Origin of the sequence: Caulobacter sp. RHG1, from assembly GCF_013181195.1 — a bacterium.
Lineage (GTDB): Bacteria > Pseudomonadota > Alphaproteobacteria > Caulobacterales > Caulobacteraceae > Caulobacter.
The window spans coordinates 665,309-686,524 of the sequence record NZ_SMZP01000001.1 but is presented as its reverse complement, the minus strand read 5'-3'; the positions used below and the strand labels follow the sequence as shown (position 1 = coordinate 686,524).

The following is a 21,216-nucleotide window of genomic DNA, read 5'->3' as shown; positions in this document are numbered from 1 at the left end:
ATGGTCGGAGTGGCAGGATTTGAACCTGCGACCCCTGCGTCCCGAACGCAGTGCTCTACCAGACTGAGCCACACTCCGACTTGGAGGCCGGCCTTATAGGTGTGGGTTTCAGAGGACGCAAGCGCCTTTTTCGACGTTCGTGCGACAGGCCGAAAAAACTTCTGAAATGGCCTGTTGCATCCATCCGAGTCGTGAGCTATTTCCACCGCCTCGCCGGGCCCCACGGGGTTTAGCCGTTCCTGCTGGGGAATGGTGTAATGGTAACACAGCGGTTTTTGGTACCGTCATTCTAGGTTCGAGTCCTAGTTCCCCAGCCACTTCTCTCCGAATAGTCAGCATTCGAAGCGACCTCACCGGAGGCTTCGCTTGCCTTGCGAGAGGCCTGCGCTTGGCTGTGCTGAGGCCGTCCTCGATCCCGTGAATCTGCCAAGGCTACGGGCGGATTTACCGCGCCTCGCTTCAAGTTGAGTTGTGCAATCGTTTAGTCGACGCATGAGTGTATGGCGGCGTTGGGGTTCAACGCTTGCGTGCTCATCGAATTTCGATTCGCATTGCATCGGTATTGGCGCGCGGGAAGCCTGTTCAGGCGTCAGTCGAGTTCGCAGTTGCGAGATAGAGCGGTGTCGCAACGAGGCCCGCTGAGTCGGCGGTGTCTGAAATCAAGATCATCGTGGCTATAGTTGACGGGAAATTTGCCTCGTTGATCGATCTCAATGACAGTCAATTGTTACGATATGTCACGAACTTGGAGAGTTTCTGCCATCGCACTACTTGTTTTTCTGATGAGAGGGTGTAACTCCGGACGAATAGGGGAATGGAGTTGTGATCGTGGAAGACAAAGCGACCCTGATCGAGCTTACGGCTGAAATCGTCGCCAATTATGTGGCCAACAATTCTACGCCGGTGTCGGACCTGCCTGCGCTGATCCGCGCGACGCACGATGCTCTGGCCAATATCGGCGCCCCGCCCGCGCCGACCGTCGAGGCGGTCAGCAAGGCGACGCCGGCTCAGATCCGCAAGAGCATCACGCCCGAAGCCCTGATCAGCTTCGAGGACGGCAAGCCCTACAAGACGCTGAAGCGCCACCTGACCACGCACGGCATGACCGTGGCCGAGTACAAGGCCAAGTGGGGCCTGCCCAACGACTATCCGACCACGGCGCCCGCCTACAGCGAGGCCCGGTCGCAAATGGCCAAGGCCCTCGGCCTGGGCCAGGGCGGCCGCAAGACCAAGGCGCCGCGCGGTCGCAAGGGTTGATCGTTCGATCAATCTCTTGAGAACACGAGAAAGGGGACGCTCTAGGGGCGTCCCCTTTTTTTGTCTGTGGATCAGGTTTGTCGGCGGATCAGGCCGCGCCGGCCTGGTCTTCGGCGGGGCTTTCCTCGACCGCCAGCACCCTGGCGAGGGTCTCGACCAGGCGAGGCACCTCCACAGGCTTGGCGACCAGGGCGTCCATGCCGGCGTCGACATAGAGCTTGCGCTCATGGCTCAGCACGCTGGCGGTGACGGCGATGATCGGGGTGCGAGGGCGTCCGGTCTGGCGCTCGCGCTCTCGGATGATGCGGCTGGCCTGAACGCCGTCCATGACGGGCATGTGGATGTCCATCAGGATCGCGTCCCAATGGCGGCGCTCCCACATGGCGACGGCGTCATGGCCGTCGACCGCGAACTGGCCGACCACGCCCAAATGGCCCAGCAGGGTCAGCAGGACGGCGCGGTTGGTCTGATTGTCGTCCACCACCAGGATCTGCGGCGCGCCGGCCTCGCCCAGGTCGGGGGCGGCGATCTCCGGCTGCGGGGTATCGGTCGACGCGACGCGGGGCAGCGGCAGGCTGACGGTGAAGCGTGCGCCGCCTTCCTGGGGCGCGGAAAAGGCGATCGCGCCGCCCATCAGCTCGGTCAGGGTCTTGCAGATCGCCAGGCCCAGGCCTGAACCCCCGGCCTGGCGGGTGCTGGAGCTGTCCAGCTGGGCGAACTTGGTGAACAGGCGCTCGCGCTGATTTTCCGGGATGCCGGCGCCGGTGTCGGTCACATGCGCGGTCAGGCTGGTTGCGTCGCCCTCGACCAGGACATGGACCCCGCCGAAGCTGGTGAACTTCACGGCGTTGGAGATCAGGTTCGACAGCACTTGGCGCAGGCGCTCGGCGTCGCCCAGCCGCCAGCCTTGGGCCTCGGGAGCGACGTCCAGGCTGAAGCTCAGGTCCTTGTCGCGCGCCAGGCCGTCATAGAGCTGGCGCAGCGCGTCGAGCTGGGCGCACAGGTCGAACGGCTCGGAAACGATCTCGACCTTGCCGGCTTCGATCTTGGAGATGTCCAGGATGGCGTTGATCACGCTGAGCAGCGACTTGCCCGAGGCGGTGATGGTGTCGAGGCGCAGGCGCTGGTCGGAGGCCAGTTCGCCTGAGGCCATGATCTGGGCCATGCCCAGCACGCCGTTCAGCGGCGTGCGAATCTCGTGGCTCATGGTGGCCAGGAACTCGGTCTTGGCGCGGTTGGCGGTCTCGGCCGCCAGGGCCAGCTCCTGAGCCTCGGCCTGCAGGCGGCGGTTGTTGGTCAGTTCGCGCTGCAGGTCCTCGGTCAGGGCCTCGCTGGCCAGGCGCGCGCGCACCTCGCGGCCGACGACGCCGCGCATCAGGCTGGACATGCCGACGGCCGCGAAGGCGCCGGCCAGGCCGATGAACATGTATTGGCCCACGGCGTCGCCCGGGGCGTGACGGCACATCCAGACCAGACTGGCGGTCGCCGCGGCGACGCTGACCATGGCGACGCGGCGCGTGGGGGCCGAGGTCGCGAACACCAGGGCCATCAGCACGAAATAGACCAGCTTGGCCGGTTCGAAATGCAGCAGCTGATAGGCCAGGGTGTTGCCCAGGAAGAGGGCGTTCATGCCCAGGACCAGCAGCTCCAGCCCAGGACCCGCCAGCTTGCCCCGGCCCAGCGCGAACCAGCTGGCGAAGGCGTAGAGCGCCGAGATCGCCGACAGGCCTTCCAGCACGGCAAACGCTGCGCCGGTCTCGTAGTAGGGGTGGGACAGGCTGATCAGGGCGTAGTAAATCGCCGCGGCGATCAGGTAGCCGCGCGCGATCGGCACATAAGCGCGCATCAGCGCAACCTGCGCCGGCCGCGTTTCTTCTGTCCGCGAAGTCGCCAAACCTGTTCCCCGACTGATCTCGGGGCGAGGTCTAGACCCTACAGGTTAAACTTTGCTTGGAACGCCGGTATCTCAAACGCCGCTGAGCGACATCCCCGGGGCGTCGGGCGCGGTTTCACTCCCGCCGTTCAGCGAGCGCTGCATCCAGACCAGATCCACCCAGCGGCCGAACTTGTAGCCCATGGCCGGGAAAACGCCTTGCTTTTCAAAGCCCATGGCGGCGTGCAGGCCGATCGAAGCGGCGTTTTCGCTGTCGCCGATCACCGCGCACATTTGTCGCAGGCCCAAAGCTTCGCAAGACTGGATCAGGGCCGCCAGCAGCGCCTTGCCGACGCCCTTGCCCACGGCGTTGGGCGAGACGTAGACGCTGTCCTCGACCGTGTAGCGATAGGCCGCGCGCAGGCGGAACGGGCCAGCGTAGCAGTAGCCCAGAATCTCTCCGTCCAGTTCGGCGACGAGGTAGGGCAGGCCGCGGTCCAGGAACGCCGCCCGGCGACGGGCCATCTCGGCCTCGTCGGGCGGGATCTCTTCGAACGTGCCGAAGCCGTTCAGGACGTTCCAGGCATAGACGGCGGTGATCGCCGGTACGTCGGCGTCGGCTGACGCCCTGATCACTAAGCTCACGCCTTGGTCCAACCCTTGTCGACCGCCCAGACGGCGAAGGCGTAGTCCAGGGCGATCTCCTTCAGGAAGTCGAAGCGCCCCGACGCGCCGCCGTGGCCGGCGTCCATGTTGATCTTCAGGAGCACCGGATTGCCGCTGGTGGTGGCCGGCCGCAGCTTGGCGACCCACTTCTCGGGCTCCCAGTAGGTGACGCGCGGGTCCGACAGGCCGCCAGTGGCCAGCACGGCCGGATAGGGCTTGGCTGTCACGTTGTCGTAAGGCGAGTAGCTGGCGATGTAGTCGTAGGCCGCCTTGTCCTCCAGTGGATTGCCCCATTCGGGCCATTCCGGCGGGGTGAGCGGCAGGGTGGTGTCGCTCATGGTGTTGACCACGTCGACGAACGGCACGGCGGCGATGATCCCGGCGAACAGGTCCGGCCGCATGTTGGTGATCGCGCCCATCAGCAGGCCGCCGGCCGAGCCGCCATAGGCGACCGTGTTGGCCGGCTTGCCGTAGCCGGCCCCGTGCAGGTGTTCGGCGCAGGCGATGAAGTCGGTGAAGGTGTTCTTCTTCTTGAACTTCTTGCCGTCCAGGAACCAGCCCCAGCCCTTCTCGGAACCGCCGCGCGGGCAGGCCGTGGCCCAGATCCAGCCGCGATCAACCAGGGACAGGTTCCGGATCGAGAAGCTGGGCTCCATGGCGATGCCGTAGCTGCCGTAGCCGTACAGCAGCAGCGGGGCCGTGCCGTCCAGCTTGGTCCCCTTCTTCATCAGGATGAAGATCGGCACGTCGGTCCCGTCGCTGGCCTTGGCGTTCAGGCGGCGGGTTTCGTACTGGGCGGGATCGTGGCCCGAGGGGATCTCCTGCGTCTTGCGCAGGGTTCGGGTTCGGGCGGCCATGTCGTAGTCGAACCACTGCCGGGGCGTGGTCATCGAATTGTAGACGAAGCGCAGGGTGTCGGTGTCGTATTCGTAGCCGCCTTCCAGCGACAGGGCGTAGGCCTGCTCGTCGAAGGCGATGGCGTGTTCGGCGCCGTCCGCGGCGGTGACGGTGACGCGGTTCAGCGCGTCGACCTTCTCCAGGCGCACGAACCATTTCTTGAAGGCCATGGTCCCGGAGATCAGGCGGCCCGGCTTGTGGGCGACCCAGTCCTTCCAGTTGGCCTTGGCGGTGGCGGTCTCAGGCGCCGTGACCAGCTTCCAGTCCACAGCGCCGTCAGCGTTGGTGCGGATCACGAAGTGGTCGTTCCAGTGCTCCACCTCGTAGCGCACGCCCACTTCGCGCGGCTGGAAGACCGCCGGCGTCGCGGTCGGCGTCGCGGCCGGGATGATCAGCGCCTCGCTGGTCTCCTGGTTGCCGCACGAGATGACGACGAACTTGTCCGAGCTGGTGACGCCGACGCCGATGAAGAAGCCTTCGTCCGGCTCGTCATAGATCAGCACGTCGTCCTTGGCCGAACCCTTGGCCGGGCGACGATAGATCTTGGCCGGGCGGCCGTTGTCGTCGCGGAACGTCCAGAACAGCCACTGGCTGTCGGGCGAGAAGCAGAAGTCGCCGGTAGAGCTTTCCACCGGGCTTTCCAGGACCGCGCCGCTGGCCAGATCCTTGACGTGGACGCGGTAGACTTCCGAACCCTGCTCGTCGACGGCATAGGCGTAGAGCTTGTGGTCGGGCGAGTGGCCGGCTGCGCCGACCTGGTAGAAGGCCTTGCCCTTCGACTCTTTCTCTTCGTCCAGCAGCACCGTCTCGGCGCCGCCGCCCATTCCTGTCTTTTGGGCAGGCTTTCGGGCATGGATCGGGTGCTGCGCGCCCTTGTCGTAGCGGGTGTAGTACTCGAACGCGCCGTCAGGCGCCGGCACGGAGGCGTCGTCCTCTTTGATCCGCCCCTTCATTTCTGCAAACATTTTGGCCTGCAGGTCCTCGGTCGAGGCCAGCATCGCCTTGGTGTAGGCATTCTCCTCGGTCAGGTGCGCCTTGATGTCGGCCTTGATCAGGCTGGGGTCGCGCAGGACCTTTTGCCAGTTGTCGTCTTTCATCCAGGCATAGTCGTCGACGCGCGTGCGGCCCAACTGCTCGATGGTCTTGGGGACTTTCTTGGCGACCGGCGGCTTGGGGCGTGCGGCGTCTGAGGACATGGGAAATCCGAAAGCTGTTCCAGAGAGGACTGTGGAGGCAGACGTAAGCGTCGCGGCGGCGCTCGTCATCATTTGGCGGCGGTTCATGCGCAAATTTCCCCCGATCGGACACAACGCGCGACTGCGTCAGAACGACAACTTGCGGCGAGAGAATCCTGTGGTCAAACTCTCCCAAGCGTCGGGTTCGTAGTTCTCCAGTAAGCGTAACAAGGGGGCGACATGGTTTGGGATTTGTCCGTCGACTTGATCAAGGCGACGGTCCAGCTCGAGCAGCCGTTGGGCGATGGTTCGCGCACGGTCGGCACGGGTTTTCTGATTTCCGATCCGACCCCGGACGGCAAGCCGCGCACCATTCTGGTCACCGCCGCCCACGTCTTCGAGAAAATGCCGTCGATGTCGGCTCGGATCGGCTACCGCGTGCAGGGCTCGGAAGGCGCTTGGCGCTATGACCCTGAGACCTTGAAGATCCGCGACGGCGACCATCCGCTGTGGGTCAAGCACCCGACCCGCGACGTCGCGGTCATGGTGGTCGAGGCGCCGGCCGAGTTCGTCAAGGCGGCGATCCCGATCAACTATCTGGCCCAGGACGACACCTTCAACCAGTACAACCTGGGTCCGGGCGACGAGATGATGGCCCTGGGCTTCCCGCGGGGCCTGGCCGCCAATCCGGCCGGCTTCCCGATCCTGCGTTCCGGCCGCGTGGCCAGCTATCCCCTGGCTCCGGCGACCAGCTTCCCCACCTTCCTGATGGACTTCGCGGTGTTCCCCGGCAATTCCGGCGGCCCTGTATTCATGGCCCAGGGCGCGCGCCGACGGCCGGGCGGCAGCGAGAGCCAGGAAGTCCAGTTCGTGGCCGGCCTCTTGACCCAGCAGGTCGAGCTGTCGGGTGAACGGCTGGAGATCGGCATCGTCACCCACGCCAAGTTCATCCGCGAGGCTCTGGCCATTCTCGACAAGATCCCGGGCGCGACCATCACCCAGGCGCGGGCCGCCAAGCCCGAGCCCGTCATGCCGGGCGCGACCCCGGCGGCGGCGGTCTCGGCCCTGGCGATGGGTGCGTCACACTAAGCTCTGCCGGAGGAACAAGTTTCCGGCCAGGCCCGTTCTTTCTGCAACGCAACATCGCGCAGCAAACAGGAGCGAGAGCCATGAGCACCAATCGTGTGGAAGGCGCTATCGACAAGGGCATCGGCGCAGTCAAGGAAGCCGCTGGCAAGGCCACGGGCAACGAACGCCTCGAAGCCGAAGGCGCCGTCCAGAAGGCCAAGGGCGACGTTCAGAACAAGGTCGGCAAGGCCCAGGACAAGATCGGCGACGCGATCAAACACTGAACGCCCAGTTACGACTAACGGAGCGGCCGCCGGAGTGATCTGGCGGCCGTTTTGCTGTTCAGCGTCTACTTGACGATCCCGTCCACGGTCTGCCGCGTCACGGCGTGATAGAGCGGTCGGGTCTTGGCGTAGAGGCGCTTGGCGATCGGCTGGCCCCAGTCGCCCTGCGCCATCAGGTCCTTGAACAGCGGCGCGACAAACTTGCGGCGGCCTTGGTCGGTGAGGAAGGCCTCCAGCGAAGGCGTGGCCGGCGCGTAGCGATTGGCGACGGCCAGCTCCAGCCAGACGAAGCGGATCTCGCTGTTGCCCTGGGCCGAGAGGCCGAAGGCTTTGTCCAGGGTCGCCAGGCGCTCCACCGGCAGAGCGCGCGGCAGGCTGGCGATGAAGCGGGTGCGCTCGGGCGTGCTCCAGGCTTTCCATCGGGCGAGCGGAGCGCCCCCGCCCTTGGCGTAGACAGCAGCCAGGGCGTCCACGGCCGGGAAGGCGGCCGACTGGATATGCACGGCGTTGTTCGGCAGCCCGACCTCATAGACCCATCGGTCGATGCCAATCGCCGCTTCCAGCTTGGTGTCGCCCTTGATCAGGTTCTGGCGCAGGTCGGCGACAAAGCCGGCCGTGGTCTGGCTCTGGAAGGCGTGGCGGGCGAAATAGGCTTTCAGGTAGGCGTCCCAGGCCGGGCGGCCGACGGCCTTCTCGATGGTGCGCAGGAAGGTTGCGCCCTTCTGATAGGCGATGTCGGTCATGCCGTCGTCGGGATCGCGGCCGGTCAGGTCCAGATGCAGGCGGGTATCGGCGCCGGTCAGGCCGCCGGCGTCCTTGATCGCCGCCTGCAGGTCGCTCCAGCCCAGGTCGGCCAGCATGTCGGCGCGCGGCTTGCCGTACAGCCGCTCCATGATCCGGTTCTCGAAATAGTCGGTGAAGCCCTCGTTCAGCCAGAAGTCCGACCATGTGGCGTTGTTCACGAGGTTGCCCGACCACGAATGCGCCAGTTCGTGCGCCACCAGGCTGACCAGCGAGCGGTCGCCGGCGATGATGGTCGGGGTGGCGAAGGTCAGGCGGGGGTTTTCCATGCCGCCGAACGGGAACGACGGCGGCAGCACCAGCAGATCGTAGCGGCCCCAGGCGTAGGGGCCGTACAGGCCCTCGGCGGCCTCGACCATCTTCTCGACATCGACCAGCTCATTGGCCGTCTTCTTCATCACCGACGGCTCGGTATAGACGCCGGTGCGCTTGCCCAGCGGCGTGAACGTCAGGTCGCCGATCGCGATGGCGATCAGGTACGAGGCGACCGGCTTGTCCATCTTGAAGCGATAGGCGCGGCCGCCGCCTGCGACAGGCTCGCCGTCGGGCGTCAGCATCTCTGCGCTCATCACCGCCTTGAGGCCGGCGGGCGCGACGATGCGGGCGGTCCAGGTTTGGCGGATGCCGGGGCTGTCCTGCGTGGGGATCCAGGTGCGGTTCAGGATCGCCTCGCCCTGGCTGAACAGATAGGGACTCTTCTTGCCGGCGGTCTGGGCCGGCGTCAGCCACTGCAAGGCCGCCCCGTCAGGCGCGCTGTCGTAGGACACAACGATGCGGCCCGCGCCATTCAAGGTGATGGTCAGGGGCGCGCCCAGGATCGGGTCGGCTTTGCCCAGGATGTAGGGCAGGGCGGTTCCCTTGGCGTCCGTGACGCCGTGGATGATCAGGCCCTTGGTGTCGAGGACGACGGCCTTGGCGTCCGATGCGGCGGCGATGTCGAGGGCGGCCGTGCCGGTCATCTTCCGGTTGGCGAAATCCGCCGTCAGGTCCAGGTCGACATGCGTGACCCGCGCCACCAGCGGCTGGGCGTAGGAGTGGATGTCGCGCGCCTCGGGCGTGGCCAGGATCGCCGGAACCGGCGGGGTCTGGGCCAGCGCCGGCAAGGCGGCGCCGCAGAGCAGAAGCGACAGCAGGACGGCGCGGCCGCGGGCTTGGAAGGTCATGGGTCATCCCTGTGCGAGGGCCTGGCAAGGGGATGACTCATGCGCCCTTCGGCCGCTAGGCGTCCACCTCTTCATAGGTTGCCGCGTAGTCGACCGGGAAGTTCACCGAGCGGGCAATGAAGCAGACCTTGTGGATCTCGTGGTGGATGGCGTTGGCCTTGGCCAGGTCCGCGCCGCGTTCGACGGCGATGTGCGGCTTCAGGGTCGCGCGAATGAACCGGCCGGCGCCGTCGGGCGTGCTTTCGCCCACCCCGATCGGCTGGTCGCGATAGCCGCGCACCACGATCCCGGCGACCGAGGCCAGATGCAGGTACCACAGCATGTGGCAGGCGCTCAGCGACGAGATCAGCAGGTCTTCGGGATTGTGCAGCGTCGGGTCGCCGCCCAGCAGCGGATCGTTGGAGCAGGGCACCGGCGGCTTGCCCGGCGTGGCGATGGTCCAGGTGCGGTCATAGCCGCGATAGGTGCGCGTGCCGTCGCCACGATCGCCGGTCCACTCGACCAGGCTGGTGTAGTCGTGCTGCTTGGCCATGGTTCAACGCTCCTCTGGTGGTACGCCCTTCAGCCGCGCGGTCATGGCGGCGATCTCGTCCCGACTCCAACGGCTGTGTTTGCGCGTGGCGCCCGCTGGATGGAAGCCCAGGCCCAGTGAAATGTCCGGATGGCGATAGGCGCCGCGCGGCCGGATCGGGCGCCGCGTCAGCCCACCGCCACAGGTGGCGCAGACGTTCTCCAGCACCGTGTCGGCGCAATCCGCGCAATAGGTGCACTCGTAGCTGCAGATGCGCGCGTTCGTGGCGTCGGGCGCCAGGTCAACGTCGCACAGTTCGCAGTTGGGACGCAGTTCGAGCATGCAAAACCCCTGGCGGTAGGCCCGCTCGCTAGCGCGAACGGCCGCCAGGGGAAATGACAGCTATCCCTCGATTTCAGCCGGGGTGGGATCAGGCTCCGTAGATCACCGAGATCGTCTCGGCCACGCAGGCCGGACGTTCCTCGCCCTCGATCTCGATGGTGCACTCGTTCTTCATCTGCAGGCCGCCCGACTTGGGCTCGGCGGAGAGCAGCTTCTGGCGCATGCGCACGCGCTTGCCGACCCGGACCATGCCGGTGAAGCGGACCTTGTCGCAGCCGTAGTTGATGCCGCGCGTGACGCCGGTGACGCGCAGGATGTCGGCTCCCAGCATCGGGATCAGCGACAGGGTCAGATAGCCGTGGGCGATCGGGCCGCCGATCTCCTTGGTGGCGCGCTCGACGTCGACGTGGATCCACTGGTGGTCGCCGGTGGCCTCGGCGAACTGGTTCACGCGCTCCTGGCTCACCTCGACCCAATCGGACACGCCGATTTCCTGGCCGACCAGCGACGCGACGTCGGCATACGCGACTTCCTTCATGATGCTTCTCTCCCTCGAACAGTTGTTTGGATAGAGACCAGCCCAGGCGAGGAAGGTCAACCGGGGACGGCGTGTCTAAACGATCCGGCTCTCGTCCTTGCCCCAGTAGGCGTCCCGGATCAGCCGCTTGTAGAGCTTGCCGGTCGGGTGGCGCGGCAGCTCGGCCATGAAGTCGATGCGGCGGGGCGACTTGACGTGGCTGAGATTGGCGCGGGCGAAGGCCATCAGTTCGGCGGCCAGTTCGTCGTGATCGCCAGTCCAGGCCAGGGGCTGGATCACCGCCACGACCTGCTCGCCCATCTCCTCGTGCGGGGCGCCGACCACGGCGGCGTCGGCGACCTTGGGGTGGGTGATCAGCAGGTTTTCGATCTCCTGCGGATAGATGTTCACCCCGCCGGAGATGATCATGAAGCTCTTGCGGTCGGTCAGGTAGAGGTAGCCCTCTTCGTCGATCCAGCCCACGTCGCCCAGCGTCGTCCAGCCATGCTGGTTGTAGCTCTCGGCGGTCTTGTCCGGGGCGTTGTGATAGTTCACCGCCGGACCGTTGGCGAAGTAGACGGCGCCTTCGGTGCGCGGGGGCAGGGCGTTGCCGTCCTCGTCGCAGATGCGCAGTTCGCCCAGCACCGCCTGGCCGACGCTGCCCTTGTGGGCCAACCAGTTCTCGGAATTGATCCAGCAGAAACCGTTGCCCTCGGTGCCGGCATAGTACTCGTAGATCACCGGGCCCCACCAGGCGATCATCTGTTCCTTGACCGGGACGGGGCAGGGCGCGGCGGCGTGGACCGCCGACTTCATCGACGAGACGTCGTATTTCGCCCGGACTTCCTCAGGCAGTTTCAGCATCCGCACGAAGTGGGTCGGGACGAACTGGCCACGGTCGATTTTGTATTTCTCGATCAGCGCCAGGGCGGCTTCCGGATCGAATTTCTCCATCACGATCACCGTGCCGCCCAGCTTGTGGACGGTCATGCACCAACGCAGCGGGGCGGCGTGATAGAGCGGGGCCGGCGAGAGATAGACGCTGTCGCCCGAGAAGCCGAACAGGCCTTGGGCCATCATCTGCAAGGCGTGCGGAGCGTCGATCGGGCCGCCGCTCAGGGCCGGCTTGACCCCTTTGGGGCGGCCGGTGGTGCCCGACGAATAGAGCATGTCCGAGCCGGCCGTCTCGTCGGCCACCGGCGTGGTCGGGCAGCCGGCGCGGGCCTCCTCGAAGCCGGCATAGGCGCCGTGCGGGCCGCCGACGGCGAACAGGCGAAGGTCCGGAGCCAGGGCGGCGATCTCGTCGATCAGCGGATCCATGGCGGTGGAGGTGATGAACACCTTGGCCCCGCAATCCTGCAGGATGTACTCGGTCTCGCCGGCCGTCAGCTTGGTCGAGACGCAGACGAAATAGAGCCCCGCGCGCTGGGCCGCCCAGGCGACCTCGAAGAAGCGGGCGTTGTTCTCCATCAAGATGGCGATCACGTCGCCGGTCACCAGGCCCAGCGACCGGAAGAGGTGCGCCCCTTGGTTCGAGCGCTGGTCCAGCTGGGCGTAGGTCACGACCTCGCCGGAGCCTGCCATGATGTAGGCCGGCTTGTCGCCCTGGCTCTGGGCGTGGAGGTAGGGGTGCATTTCGATACCTCTCTGGCTTAGGCCGCGACCGGCGCGCGGGCGGCTTCGCGGATCATGTCGCTGGCCTTCTCGGCGATCATGATCGTGGGGGCGTTGGTGTTGCCGGAGACGAGGCGCGGCATGACCGAGGCGTCGACGACGCGTAAGGCTTCCAGGCCCTTCACGCGCAGCTGGGCGTCGACCACGGCCATCGGTCCCTGGCCTATCTGGCAGGTGCCGACCGGGTGATAGATGGTCGAGCCGCTGAGACGGGCGAAGTCCAGCAGCTGCTCGTCGGTGCGGACCTCACCGCCCGGATTCATCTCGCTGTCGATATAGGGCGCCAAGGCCGGGGCCTCGCCGATCTTGCGGCCCCACTTCAGGCCCGCCACCGCCACCTCCTGGTCCAGCGGATCGGCCAGGTAGTTGGCGAAGATGGCCGGATAGGTCGACGGATCGGCCGACTTGATACGCACGTGGCCGCGGCTCTCGGGGCGCAGCTGGCACGGGGCGATGGTCAGGCCAGGCGCGCCCTCCAGCTCCATCTTCTGCTCGTTGACCAGCTTCTCCAGGTCCATGGTCGCCGGCAGGATGTGGAATTGGATGTCCGGCCCCGCGAGATCCGGACGCGACTTACAAAAGGCGGCGATGTGGGCGGCCGACAGGGTCAGCAGGCCCTTGCGCTGGAAGAGGTAGCGCAGCGCCTCGCCGGCCAGGCGGCCGCCCTTGGACAGCTCGTTGACCGAGACGACGCCGGGCTTGAGCCGATAGCGCACGCTCATCACGTAGTGGTCTTGCAGGTTCTCGCCGACGCCGGGCAGGTCGGCGACGACGGGGATGCCGTGACGCGCCAGAAGCTCGGCCGGGCCGACGCCCGACAGCTGCAGCAGCTGCGGCGAGTTGATCGCTCCGCCGGCCAGGATCACCTCGGCGCGGGCCTTGGCCACGCGCTTGACGCCGTTCTGGGTGAACTCGACGCCGACCGCGCGCTTGCCTTCGAACAGGACCTTGCCGGCTAGTGCGTTGGTCACGACCTGCAGGTTCGGGCGGGTCATGGCCGGGTGCAGATAGGCCACGGCGGCCGAGCAGCGCTGGCCGTTCTTGACCGTCAGCTGGTAGTAGGTCGCGCCTTCCTGGGCCGAGCCGTTGACGTCGTCGTTGCGTGGGATGCCGGCCTGGGCGCAGGCCTCGACAACGGCGTCGGAGATCGGGTTCTTCTCGGTGACGTCCGAGACGTTCAGCGGGCCGCCGGTGGCGTGCCACTCGCAGCCGCCGCGTTCCTGGTGCTCGGCGCGGCGGAAGTAGGGGGCCACGTCGTCCCACGCCCAGCCCTCGCAGCCCAGCTGCCGCCAGCCGTCGTAGTCGGCGTGCTGGCCGCGGATGTAGAGCAGACCGTTGATCGAGGACGAGCCGCCCAGCACCTTGCCGCGCGGCCAGACGTGGGTGCGGCCGCCCGTGCCGGGGTCGGGCTCGGTGGTGTACAGCCAGTTGACCTTGGGATCCTTCAGCGTCGACGAATAGCCGACCGGGATGTGGATCATCATGTTCGAGGCGAACTGGCCAAGGTTCTTGGTCGGCCGGTCGTCGCCGCCGGCCTCCAGCAGCACGACCTTGAACTTTCCGCCCTCGGACAGTCGCGCGGCCAGCACGCAGCCGGCCGAGCCTGCGCCCACGATCACGTAGTCGGCCTCGATGATCCCAGCCATCGTTTCTCTCCCTGTCAGTGTCTGCGTGTGGTCCGCATGATCACCGTTCAGTTGAGAGCATGCGCCCAGCTTCCGCGATCGCGCAAGTTGCCGTCGCGGCGCCGTTGGCGGGGCAGGGGGCTTGTCTATCGTCACGTCAACGAACGACGTTCGTGAAAAGCGTGGGAGGAACGCCATGGACCTGATCAGCCAGACGGTGGTGGACGGCATAGCCGGTCCCGGCGCGCCGCCGACCTATCCGACATTGGGCGATATCGACCTCGCCGACATCTTCCGCTTCACCCAGGGCCAGCCCTGGGCCGACTTCGCGCGAATGCGCCACGACGCACCGGTGATGTGGCACCCCGAGCCGTTCGGCGGGCCGGGCTTCTGGGCTCTGACGCGCTATGAGGATGTCCAGCGGGTCAATGGCGATCCGGAGGCCTTTTCGTCCCAGCGCGGCGGCATCCTGATGTCGATGGGGCCGCCGGACAAGCGCCACGCCCTGCTGTTCCGGGCGTCGATGGATACCATGATCAATCTCGACGCGCCGCATCACCTGCAGCTGCGCCGCGAGCACATGCCCTATTTCACGCCCGGCTATCTGCGCGGTCTGACCGACCGGGTGAAGGGCGAGGTCACGCGGCTGCTGGACGGCATGGAGCCGCAGCTCGCCGGCGGCGCGGCGATCGACATGGTCGAGAACTTCAGCTCGATCCTGCCGCTGTTCACCCTGTGCGAGATCCTGAGTGTGCCGCCGGAGGATCGTCCGCGCTTCCTGAAATGGATGCACTATCTGGAGCGCGCCCAGGACTTGGCGGTGCAGAACGCCGCCGCGCCCGTCGCGCCGACGCTGGAGCTGATGCAGTTCGTCCAGGACTTCAACAACGGCGTCGAGGAGATGTTCGACTACGGCCGAACGATGCTGAAGAAGCGGCGCGAGGATCCGAAGGAAGACCTGATGACCGCGATCGCGCGGGCCCAGGTCGACGGTTCTCTGCTGGCTGACGAATATCTGGACGGCTCGTGGCTGCTGATCGTGTTCGCCGGCAACGACACCACCCGCAACACCCTGTCGGGCGCGATGAAGCTGCTGACGCAGTTCCCGGAGCAGAAGCAACGGCTGATCGCCGATCCGTCGCTGCTGGGCGGGGCGGTCGACGAGTTCATCCGCATGGTCAGCCCGGTCATCTACATGCGCCGCACGGCGACCCGCGACGTCGAGGTCAATGGCCAGCTGATCCGCGAGGGCGAGAAGGCCGTGATGTACTACGGCGCGGCCAACCGCGATCCGGCCATGTTCGAGAATCCCGACCAGCTGGATGTTACCCGCGCCAATGCTGGCAAGCACATCGCCTTCGGCTACGGCCCCCATACCTGCATCGGCAAGCGCGTGGCCCAGATCCAGCTGGAGGAGGCCTATCGGCAGATCCTGGCCCGCTTCCCCGATCTGGCCTGGACCGGCGAGATCGAGATCGCGCCGAACAACTTCGTCCACGCGATCAGCAAGCTGGGGGTGCGGCGGGGGTGAGCGCCCCCTCCGTCGGCTTCGCCGCCACCTCCCCCGCAGGCGGGGGAGGAGAAGCTGCCTCTTCCTCACCCGTGAAACGGGGGAGGTGGCGCGGCGCCGATAGGCGACGTGACGGAGGGGGCGCTAAGTCGTTGCCGCCCGTTCATACGCATGTTTGACTGGCCCTAAAGCCAGGAGAGGAAACGTCCCATGTCGCAACCGACCTTCGAGACCCTGCTGTATGATGTCGAGGACGGGATCGCGACGATCACCCTCAACCGCCCGGACCGGATGAACGCCTTCACCGCCCGGATGATGAAGGACATGATCGAGGTGTTCGACGTCACCGACGCCGACGACGCGGTGAAGGCGGTGATCGTCACGGGCGCGGGCCGCGCGTTCTGCGCTGGGGCTGATCTGGGCGGCGGCGGCGGCACCTTCGACCGCTCCTCGCCCCAGGCCGTAGAGCGTGAAGAGGGCAAGGTCGGCGACGTCTATCGCGACGGCGGCGGCCGCGTGACCCTGCGCATGTACGACAGCCTGAAGCCCATCATCGGCGCGATCAACGGCGCAGCCGTGGGCGTGGGCGTGACCATGCAGCTGCCGATGGACATCCGCATGGCCTCGACGGCCGCCAAGTTCGGCTTCGTCTTTGCGCGTCGGGGCATCAATCCCGAGGCCGCGTCCAGCTGGTTCCTGCCGCGCTTGGTCGGCCTGCAGACGGCGCTGGAGTGGTGCTACACCGGCCGGGTGTTCGACGCCCAGGAGGCGCTGGATCGGGGCCTCGTCCGCTCGCTGCACGCGCCGGAAGACCTGCTGCCCGCCGCCCGCGCCCTGGCCCGCGAGATCGCCGACAACACCGCCCCGGTCTCGGTGGCCATCACTCGCCAGCTGCTGTGGCGCATGGCGGGCGCGGCCCATCCGATGGACGCCCACATGGCCGACAGCCGGGCCATTCAGTCGCGCGGCGCGTCGGGCGACGCCAAGGAGGGCGTCACCTCGTTCCTGGAGAAGCGCGCGCCGATTTATCCGAACAAGGTCTCGGCCGACCTTCCGGACATCTGGCCCGAGTGGAAGGAGCCGGAGTTCCGCTGAGGCGAACACTGCGCGGGGGCGCTTTGTCGCGTTCCCGCTCACGGCCCGTTAATCACGATCTGCTCTCTTCCGACGCATGAGCGATCCCGGCCTGACATCGTCGTTCGAAGAGGCCGCCAAGCCCGCGCCGCGCTCACGCACGACCCTGCTCAAGCGCCTGGCCGACGTGGTCTGCCTGCCGACCAGCCGCATCAACGCTTTCGAGCGGTCGATGACCGCCGACCTGCTGGTCGAGATGCTGCGCGACGCCAATGTCACCGAGCGCGAAAAGGTCGCCCGTCGCCTGGCCATGCTCAACGAAATGCCCGGGGTGCTGGTGCGTCTGCTGCTGCGCGACGAGCTGCCGGTGGCCCGTTGTCTGCTGGTCGACGCCGAGAAGCTGTCGGACGCCGACCTGATCAGCTGCCTCTACAACGCTTCGATGGAGCACCGCCGGCTGATCGCCCAGCGACGCGGCGTCAGCGAGGTCGTGGCCGACGCCCTGATCGACATGGCCGAGGCGCCGGTCATCGAGACCCTGCTGCGCAACGAACTGGTCAAGATCAGCCACCAGGGCGTCGAGAACGTCGTCGCCGCCACCCGCGACGCCCAGCACCTGATCCCGCTGCTGCTGCGCAGGGCCGAGCTGCGCCCCAGCCATGCCTATGTCATGTTCTGGTGGGCCGACGCCGAGGCCCGCAAGACCATCCTCCAGCGCTTCGCCGTCTCGCGGGAGATCCTGCAGGACGCCGTCGGCGACGTCTTCGCCCTGGCCTCGGCCGAGGGCTGGCAGGATCCGCTGTCGCGCAAGGCCCTGCAATTCATCGAGCGCCGTCAGCGCAATCGCGCCGCCATCGCCAAGAGCCCGTTCGAGAGCCTGGACGCCGCCGTCGCCGCGGCCGAGGGCGGGGTGACCCGCGAGATCGCCGAAGAGATCTCGTACCTCTCGGGCCTCAAGCCGATGACCGGCGCCAAGATCTTCACCGATCCGGGCGGCGAGCCTCTGGCCATCCTGTGCAAGGCCACCGGCCTGCCGCGCGCTTGCGTGCGCCAGTTGTGGCGTGGCCTGCGCCGGCAGGAGGTCGATCGCAGCGGCGTGATCGACCACGCCCTGGAGCGGGTGCTGACGGTCTACGACACCATCGCCGTCGATCGCGCCCAGACGGTGCTGCGTTACTGGAACTGGTCTCTGACCTCGGCCCTGACCCCCGCGCTGATCAAGGCCATCCGCGAAGGCGACGAGGCGGCGATCGACGAGTACTCGACGCCCCAGCGTGCGGCTATGCTGGCGCTTGCCCGCGACTTCGGGCGATAAATAGGGATATCGCTGATCTTCGAGTTGGTCGGCGGTTTAGGTTCAGGAACTCAACCTCCCTTACTCATCATATGATGGGTTGAGCGTTTGTCGTGAACACTGCACCATTACAGATGATCTCTTGATGCCCGCGTATTGATCGGCGCAGACAATCTTTGTATGCACGCCTCGATTGGTGTCGGAATCAATCCGGATACCCGCAAGATTTTGCGACTGGCGAGGCCTTATGGAAGATCAATCGGATCTCATCGAGATGACGGCGGGTATCGTCTCCGCCTATGTTGGCAACAACGCGGTCTCGACCGCCGACCTGCCGGCCCTGATCAAGCAAGTCCATAGCGCCCTGGCCGCCGTCGGCTCGCCGGTCGCCGAGCCGATCGCGCCGCCGAAGGAGCCCGCGGTTCCGCTGAAGAAGTCGATCACGCCGGACTATCTGATCTGTCTGGAGGACGGCCGGAAGTTCAAGTCGCTGAAGCGCCACCTGCGCACCAAGTACGACATGACCCCCGAAGACTACCGCGCCAAGTGGGGTCTGCCGAAAGATTACCCGATGGTCGCCCCGAACTACGCAGAGGCCCGCTCGAACCTCGCCAAGCAGATGGGCCTGGGCCAGGGCGGACGTAAGCCTGCGCGCAAGGGCAAATAGCCGAGTCTGAACAATAGCTTGGCCGTGTCGCACGGTTCGAGCCGCTAGCGCCCGTCGTCCGAACCCGGACGGCGGGCGTTTCCGTTCTCGGTTGACTCTCCCCGGGAATCTCTCTGTGCGGGCCGTTTTTCGCTGGACGCCGATTCGTTCCTTAAGCGATAGTGAATCGAAGTGATTCCAAAGGCTTGTTAAGGACTCTGAAGATGTCCGCGCAACTGAGCGCATCCGCCACAGCGGCGCGCGCTCACCAGGAGATGTTCGCCTATTGGGCGTCCCTCCGCCGGGGGGCGAGCCTCCCGGCGCGCGTCGACCTGCACCCTTCGAGCATGAAGCGGCTGCTGCCGACGGTGTCGTTGATCGACGTCGTGAACCAGCCGCGCGACTACCGTCTGCGTCTGGCCGGCACGGGTCTCTACGGCGTCTATGGGCGCGAGATCACCGGCCGCATGATCGGCGACGTCTACAACACCGCCGCCTTCGACTACTGGCGCAAGGAGCTGGACAAGGTCGTCGACGAGCGCCGGCCCGGCGTCGGGGTTCACAGCCTGGCCTGGCGCGGCACGCCGCACATGTCGATCCTGTGGCTGCGTCTGCCGCTGGCCAGCAACGGCAAGGACGTCGACATGATCCTGGGCTACGACGCGGTGGTCGGCTCGCAGTCCGAAGGCGTCTCGGGCATCCGCGCGGCTTAAGCGCCGCCCTCTACCCTTCCAGGAACGCTTCCACCTCGCGGCGGCTCGGCATCGAGGGCGCGGCGCCGGCCTTCTGCACCGACAGGGCGGCGGCGGCGTTGGCCATCTCGACCGCTTCGCGCAGGTCCATGTTGGCGGCGAGGGCTGCCGCCAGAGCGCCGCAGAAGCAGTCGCCAGCCCCGACGGTGTCGATCGCCTTGACCTTGCGGCCCTCGACCAGGAAGGCCTCGTCGCGGCGCACGGCGGCCACGCCGGCCGCGCCCAGGGTGACGATGATCGTCTGGTCCGGGCGGCTCATCAGCTTGCGGGCGGCGACCGAGACCTGCTCCAGGCGCACCGGCTCGTGGTCGAGCTTGGCGTAGGTCGCCAGCTCGGTCTGGTTCAGGATCAGGATGTCGGTCAGCGGGAACAGCGCTGCGCCCTGCGGCAGGGCCGGAGCGGTGTTGAGGATGCGTAGCGCCCCCTTGGCCGCGCCCGTGCGGAACAGGGCCTCGATGGCGTGGGCCGGGGTCTCCAGCTGGCAGAGCAGCACGCGCTGGCCCTCCAGCGGCGTGGCCGTGACCTGCTGCGGGGTGACCGTGGCGTTGGCGCCGGCGGTGACCACGATCATGTTCTCGGCGCTGTTGGCGACCCAGACGTGGGCCTGGCCGGTGGGCACGCCCTCAAGTTCGACGACGTCGGCGACCTGCACGCCGTAGCCGGCCAGCTTGGCCTTCAGGCTCTTGCCGCTGTCGTCGCCGCCGACCGCGCCCATCAGGCGGGTGGGCGCGCCCATTCGTGCGGCGGCGACCGCCTGGTTGGCGCCCTTGCCGCCCAGGAACAGCTCCAGGGACAGGCCGGCGACGGTCTCGCCAGGACGTGGCAGGTCATCGACCCGCGCCACAGCGTCCAGATTGATCGAGCCGAGAACGAAAACGGTCATGAGCTTTAGTCTTCTAAGGTCCTGGAGCGGCTAGCCGCCGCCGCCTCCGCGCTGGAAGCTTTCGACGAGGCTGCCGGCGACGAGTCGCCATCCGTCCACTAGCACGAAGAAGATCAGCTTGAATGGCAAGCTGATGGTGGCGGGCGGCAGCATCATCATGCCCATGCTCATCAGCACGCTGGCCACGACGAGGTCGATGACCAGGAACGGGATGAACAGCAGGAAGCCGATCGAGAAGGCGCGCTTCAGCTCCGAGATCATGAAGGCCGGGGTGACCACCTGCAGCGGCAGCTCCTGGGCGTTCTGGGTGCGGGGCGTCTTGGACAGGCGTACGAACAGGGCCAGGTCGTCGCGCCCCACCTGGCTGAGCATGAACTGCTTGACCGGGCCGCCGGCGGCGTCGATCGCGGCGGGCAGCTCCATCTGGTTGTCCAGCAGGGGCTTGATGCCCGCGTCGTACGAGCGCTCGAAGGTCGGGCCCATGACGATGGCGGTCAGGAACAGAGCCAGGCTGATGATCACCGGGTTGGGCGGGCTCTGCTGCACGCCGATGGCGGTGCGCAATAGGCTCAGGACGACCACGATCCGCACGAACGAGGTGGTCATGATCACGATCGACGGGGCTAGCGACAGCACCGTCATCAGGCCGACCAACTGCACGACCCGCTCGGTCAGGCCCGCGCCGGTGCCGAGGTTGACGTTGATCGCCGACTGCCCGGCCTGGGCGAGGGCGACGGCCGGCATGACGGCGCAGGCGAACGCCGCCAGCACCGAGATGATCGCGGCGCGCCGCAGGTCTTCGGCATTGGCGCCGGTCACCGCCTTGAGGAGGTCGCGCATCAGGCCACGGGCTCCGGATCGGAAACGGTTTGAACAGGCGTCTTGGGCGGCTGCGGGATCCAGTCCAGCAGCTTGCCGTCACCCAGCAGCACCATGCGCTCCTCGCCGTCCAGGCTGACGATCAGCAGGCGGCGGGTCGGATCCAGGACCAGGCTCTCGACCACCCGCATGCGGCGGTCCTGCCGCGCGGCGATCATCCGGCCCACGGCGTCGGGGCCGAACTTGCGCAAGGCCCAGGCGGCCAGGCCGATCAGGCCCAGGGTGATCGCCAGCGCCGCCAGGGCGCGGATGAATTCGAGAGGGTCCATGAACGGCCCGAAGCAGCGAGGTGGGTGAGACGAGATGGCGCAGGGGATCGCCCCCA

Annotated in this window: 18 protein-coding genes, 2 tRNA genes and 2 pseudogenes; 9 read left to right on the top strand and 13 right to left on the bottom strand. The window is 66.8% G+C overall.

Annotated features, from left to right (window positions below; genetic code table 11):
* Position 1: 1 nt before the first annotated feature.
* Positions 2 to 78, bottom strand: a tRNA-Pro gene (locus tag E1H18_RS03140).
* A 165-nt stretch (positions 79 to 243) separates the two neighbouring features.
* Here E1H18_RS03140 and E1H18_RS03135 point away from each other — a divergent pair.
* Both E1H18_RS03135 and E1H18_RS03130 read left to right on the top strand, forming a co-directional pair.
* Positions 244 to 317: transfer RNA gene (locus E1H18_RS03135), tRNA-Gln, on the top strand.
* A gap of 511 nt (positions 318 to 828) precedes the next feature.
* Entirely contained in the window at positions 829 to 1,257 is a 429-nt protein-coding gene (locus tag E1H18_RS03130; protein WP_172263575.1) for a MucR family transcriptional regulator, read from the top strand.
* Positions 1,258 to 1,345: 88 nt separating this feature from the next.
* Here E1H18_RS03130 and E1H18_RS03125 read toward each other — a convergent pair whose 3' ends face one another.
* From E1H18_RS03125 to E1H18_RS03115, 3 genes are all read right to left on the bottom strand, one after another.
* Complete coding sequence (locus tag E1H18_RS03125; RefSeq protein ID WP_172263573.1) at positions 1,346 to 3,103, bottom strand: ATP-binding protein; 1,758 nt, start codon at positions 3,101 to 3,103, stop codon at positions 1,346 to 1,348.
* A gap of 120 nt (positions 3,104 to 3,223) precedes the next feature.
* A complete protein-coding gene (locus tag E1H18_RS03120) occupies positions 3,224 to 3,775 on the bottom strand; it encodes a GNAT family N-acetyltransferase (protein WP_172263571.1) in 552 nt (183 codons plus the stop codon).
* Entirely contained in the window at positions 3,772 to 5,976 is a 2,205-nt protein-coding gene (locus tag E1H18_RS03115; protein ID WP_172263569.1) for a S9 family peptidase, read from the bottom strand. The genes E1H18_RS03120 and E1H18_RS03115 overlap by 4 nt, the downstream gene beginning before the upstream one ends.
* Between E1H18_RS03115 and E1H18_RS03110 the strand changes: the two are divergent.
* Together E1H18_RS03110 and E1H18_RS03105 are read left to right on the top strand one after the other, a co-directional pair.
* Positions 5,975 to 6,957 (top strand): annotated as a pseudogene (locus E1H18_RS03110) (serine protease). The gene E1H18_RS03115 and the pseudogene E1H18_RS03110 sit on opposite strands and share 2 nt — an antisense overlap.
* An 80-nt stretch (positions 6,958 to 7,037) precedes the next feature.
* Positions 7,038 to 7,258, top strand: a pseudogene (locus tag E1H18_RS03105) (CsbD family protein).
* A gap of 27 nt (positions 7,259 to 7,285) precedes the next feature.
* On the opposite strand, the gene E1H18_RS03100 reads toward E1H18_RS03105, so the two are convergent.
* The 6 genes from E1H18_RS03100 to E1H18_RS03075 form a co-directional block, all read right to left on the bottom strand.
* On the bottom strand, positions 7,286 to 9,184 hold the full coding sequence (locus tag E1H18_RS03100) for a M1 family metallopeptidase (protein WP_172263566.1): 1,899 nt from the start codon (positions 9,182 to 9,184) through the stop codon (positions 7,286 to 7,288).
* 55 nt (positions 9,185 to 9,239) lie between these two features.
* Positions 9,240 to 9,716, bottom strand: a complete 477-nt coding sequence (locus tag E1H18_RS03095) for an OsmC family protein (protein ID WP_172263565.1) — start codon at positions 9,714 to 9,716, stop codon at positions 9,240 to 9,242.
* A gap of 3 nt (positions 9,717 to 9,719) precedes the next feature.
* Entirely contained in the window at positions 9,720 to 10,037 is a 318-nt protein-coding gene (locus tag E1H18_RS03090; RefSeq protein ID WP_172263564.1) for a DUF1272 domain-containing protein, read from the bottom strand.
* An 88-nt stretch (positions 10,038 to 10,125) separates the two neighbouring features.
* Positions 10,126 to 10,575 (bottom strand): MaoC family dehydratase, encoded by a 450-nt coding sequence (locus tag E1H18_RS03085; protein WP_172263563.1) that lies wholly within the window; start codon positions 10,573 to 10,575, stop codon positions 10,126 to 10,128.
* 75 nt (positions 10,576 to 10,650) lie between these two features.
* The gene (locus tag E1H18_RS03080; protein WP_172263562.1) at positions 10,651 to 12,189 is read right to left on the bottom strand and encodes an acyl-CoA synthetase; all 1,539 of its coding nucleotides are present in this window, start codon (positions 12,187 to 12,189) and stop codon (positions 10,651 to 10,653) included.
* Between the two features lie 17 nt (positions 12,190 to 12,206).
* Positions 12,207 to 13,874 (bottom strand): GMC family oxidoreductase, encoded by a 1,668-nt coding sequence (locus tag E1H18_RS03075; RefSeq protein ID WP_172263561.1) that lies wholly within the window; start codon positions 13,872 to 13,874, stop codon positions 12,207 to 12,209.
* A 175-nt stretch (positions 13,875 to 14,049) separates the two neighbouring features.
* Here E1H18_RS03075 and E1H18_RS03070 point away from each other — a divergent pair, with 175 nt between their 5' ends.
* The 5 genes from E1H18_RS03070 to E1H18_RS03050 all read left to right on the top strand — a co-directional run bounded on the left by E1H18_RS03070 (position 14,050) and on the right by E1H18_RS03050 (position 19,090).
* Positions 14,050 to 15,384, top strand: coding sequence for a cytochrome P450 (locus E1H18_RS03070; RefSeq protein WP_172263560.1), 1,335 nt, complete (start codon positions 14,050 to 14,052; stop codon positions 15,382 to 15,384).
* 189 nt (positions 15,385 to 15,573) lie between these two features.
* A complete protein-coding gene (locus tag E1H18_RS03065; protein WP_172263558.1) occupies positions 15,574 to 16,458 on the top strand; it encodes a crotonase/enoyl-CoA hydratase family protein in 885 nt (294 codons plus the stop codon).
* A gap of 76 nt (positions 16,459 to 16,534) precedes the next feature.
* Positions 16,535 to 17,752 (top strand): DUF2336 domain-containing protein, encoded by a 1,218-nt coding sequence (locus E1H18_RS03060; protein WP_172263556.1) that lies wholly within the window; start codon positions 16,535 to 16,537, stop codon positions 17,750 to 17,752.
* Positions 17,753 to 17,978: 226 nt separating this feature from the next.
* On the top strand, positions 17,979 to 18,398 hold the full coding sequence (locus E1H18_RS03055; RefSeq protein ID WP_172263554.1) for a MucR family transcriptional regulator: 420 nt from the start codon (positions 17,979 to 17,981) through the stop codon (positions 18,396 to 18,398).
* A gap of 197 nt (positions 18,399 to 18,595) precedes the next feature.
* Positions 18,596 to 19,090, top strand: coding sequence for a PAS domain-containing protein (locus E1H18_RS03050; protein WP_172263892.1), 495 nt, complete (start codon positions 18,596 to 18,598; stop codon positions 19,088 to 19,090).
* 10 nt (positions 19,091 to 19,100) lie between these two features.
* On the opposite strand, the gene E1H18_RS03045 is transcribed toward E1H18_RS03050, so the two are convergent.
* The 3 genes from E1H18_RS03045 to E1H18_RS03035 are packed head-to-tail and all read right to left on the bottom strand — an operon-like array spanning position 19,101 to position 21,160.
* On the bottom strand, positions 19,101 to 20,012 hold the full coding sequence (locus tag E1H18_RS03045; RefSeq protein ID WP_172263552.1) for a ribokinase: 912 nt from the start codon (positions 20,010 to 20,012) through the stop codon (positions 19,101 to 19,103).
* A gap of 30 nt (positions 20,013 to 20,042) precedes the next feature.
* A complete protein-coding gene (fliP, locus tag E1H18_RS03040) occupies positions 20,043 to 20,855 on the bottom strand; it encodes a flagellar type III secretion system pore protein FliP (protein WP_172263890.1) in 813 nt (270 codons plus the stop codon).
* The gene (locus E1H18_RS03035) at positions 20,852 to 21,160 is read right to left on the bottom strand and encodes a flagellar biosynthetic protein FliO (protein ID WP_172263550.1); all 309 of its coding nucleotides are present in this window, start codon (positions 21,158 to 21,160) and stop codon (positions 20,852 to 20,854) included. Before E1H18_RS03035 ends, fliP begins: the two co-directional genes overlap by 4 nt.
* Positions 21,161 to 21,216: the final 56 nt, after the last annotated feature.

Bases quoted from the DNA above. Each gene is read 5' to 3' on its own strand.
- E1H18_RS03070 (WP_172263560.1), top strand. From the start codon at position 14,050: ATGGACCTGATCAGCCAGACGGTGGTGGACGGCATAGCCGGTCCCGGC.
- E1H18_RS03075 (WP_172263561.1), bottom strand. From the start codon at position 13,874: ATGGCTGGGATCATCGAGGCCGACTACGTGATCGTGGGCGCAGGCTCG.
- E1H18_RS03055 (WP_172263554.1), top strand. From the start codon at position 17,979: ATGGAAGATCAATCGGATCTCATCGAGATGACGGCGGGTATCGTCTCC.
- E1H18_RS03115 (WP_172263569.1), bottom strand. From the start codon at position 5,976: ATGAACCGCCGCCAAATGATGACGAGCGCCGCCGCGACGCTTACGTCT.
- E1H18_RS03085 (WP_172263563.1), bottom strand. From the start codon at position 10,575: ATGAAGGAAGTCGCGTATGCCGACGTCGCGTCGCTGGTCGGCCAGGAA.
- E1H18_RS03125 (WP_172263573.1), bottom strand. From the start codon at position 3,103: ATGCGCGCTTATGTGCCGATCGCGCGCGGCTACCTGATCGCCGCGGCG.
- E1H18_RS03080 (WP_172263562.1), bottom strand. From the start codon at position 12,189: ATGCACCCCTACCTCCACGCCCAGAGCCAGGGCGACAAGCCGGCCTAC.
- E1H18_RS03095 (WP_172263565.1), bottom strand. From the start codon at position 9,716: ATGGCCAAGCAGCACGACTACACCAGCCTGGTCGAGTGGACCGGCGAT.
- E1H18_RS03060 (WP_172263556.1), top strand. From the start codon at position 16,535: ATGAGCGATCCCGGCCTGACATCGTCGTTCGAAGAGGCCGCCAAGCCC.
- E1H18_RS03065 (WP_172263558.1), top strand. From the start codon at position 15,574: ATGTCGCAACCGACCTTCGAGACCCTGCTGTATGATGTCGAGGACGGG.
- E1H18_RS03035 (WP_172263550.1), bottom strand. From the start codon at position 21,160: ATGGACCCTCTCGAATTCATCCGCGCCCTGGCGGCGCTGGCGATCACC.
- E1H18_RS03045 (WP_172263552.1), bottom strand. From the start codon at position 20,012: ATGACCGTTTTCGTTCTCGGCTCGATCAATCTGGACGCTGTGGCGCGG.
- E1H18_RS03100 (WP_172263566.1), bottom strand. From the start codon at position 9,184: ATGACCTTCCAAGCCCGCGGCCGCGCCGTCCTGCTGTCGCTTCTGCTC.
- E1H18_RS03090 (WP_172263564.1), bottom strand. From the start codon at position 10,037: ATGCTCGAACTGCGTCCCAACTGCGAACTGTGCGACGTTGACCTGGCG.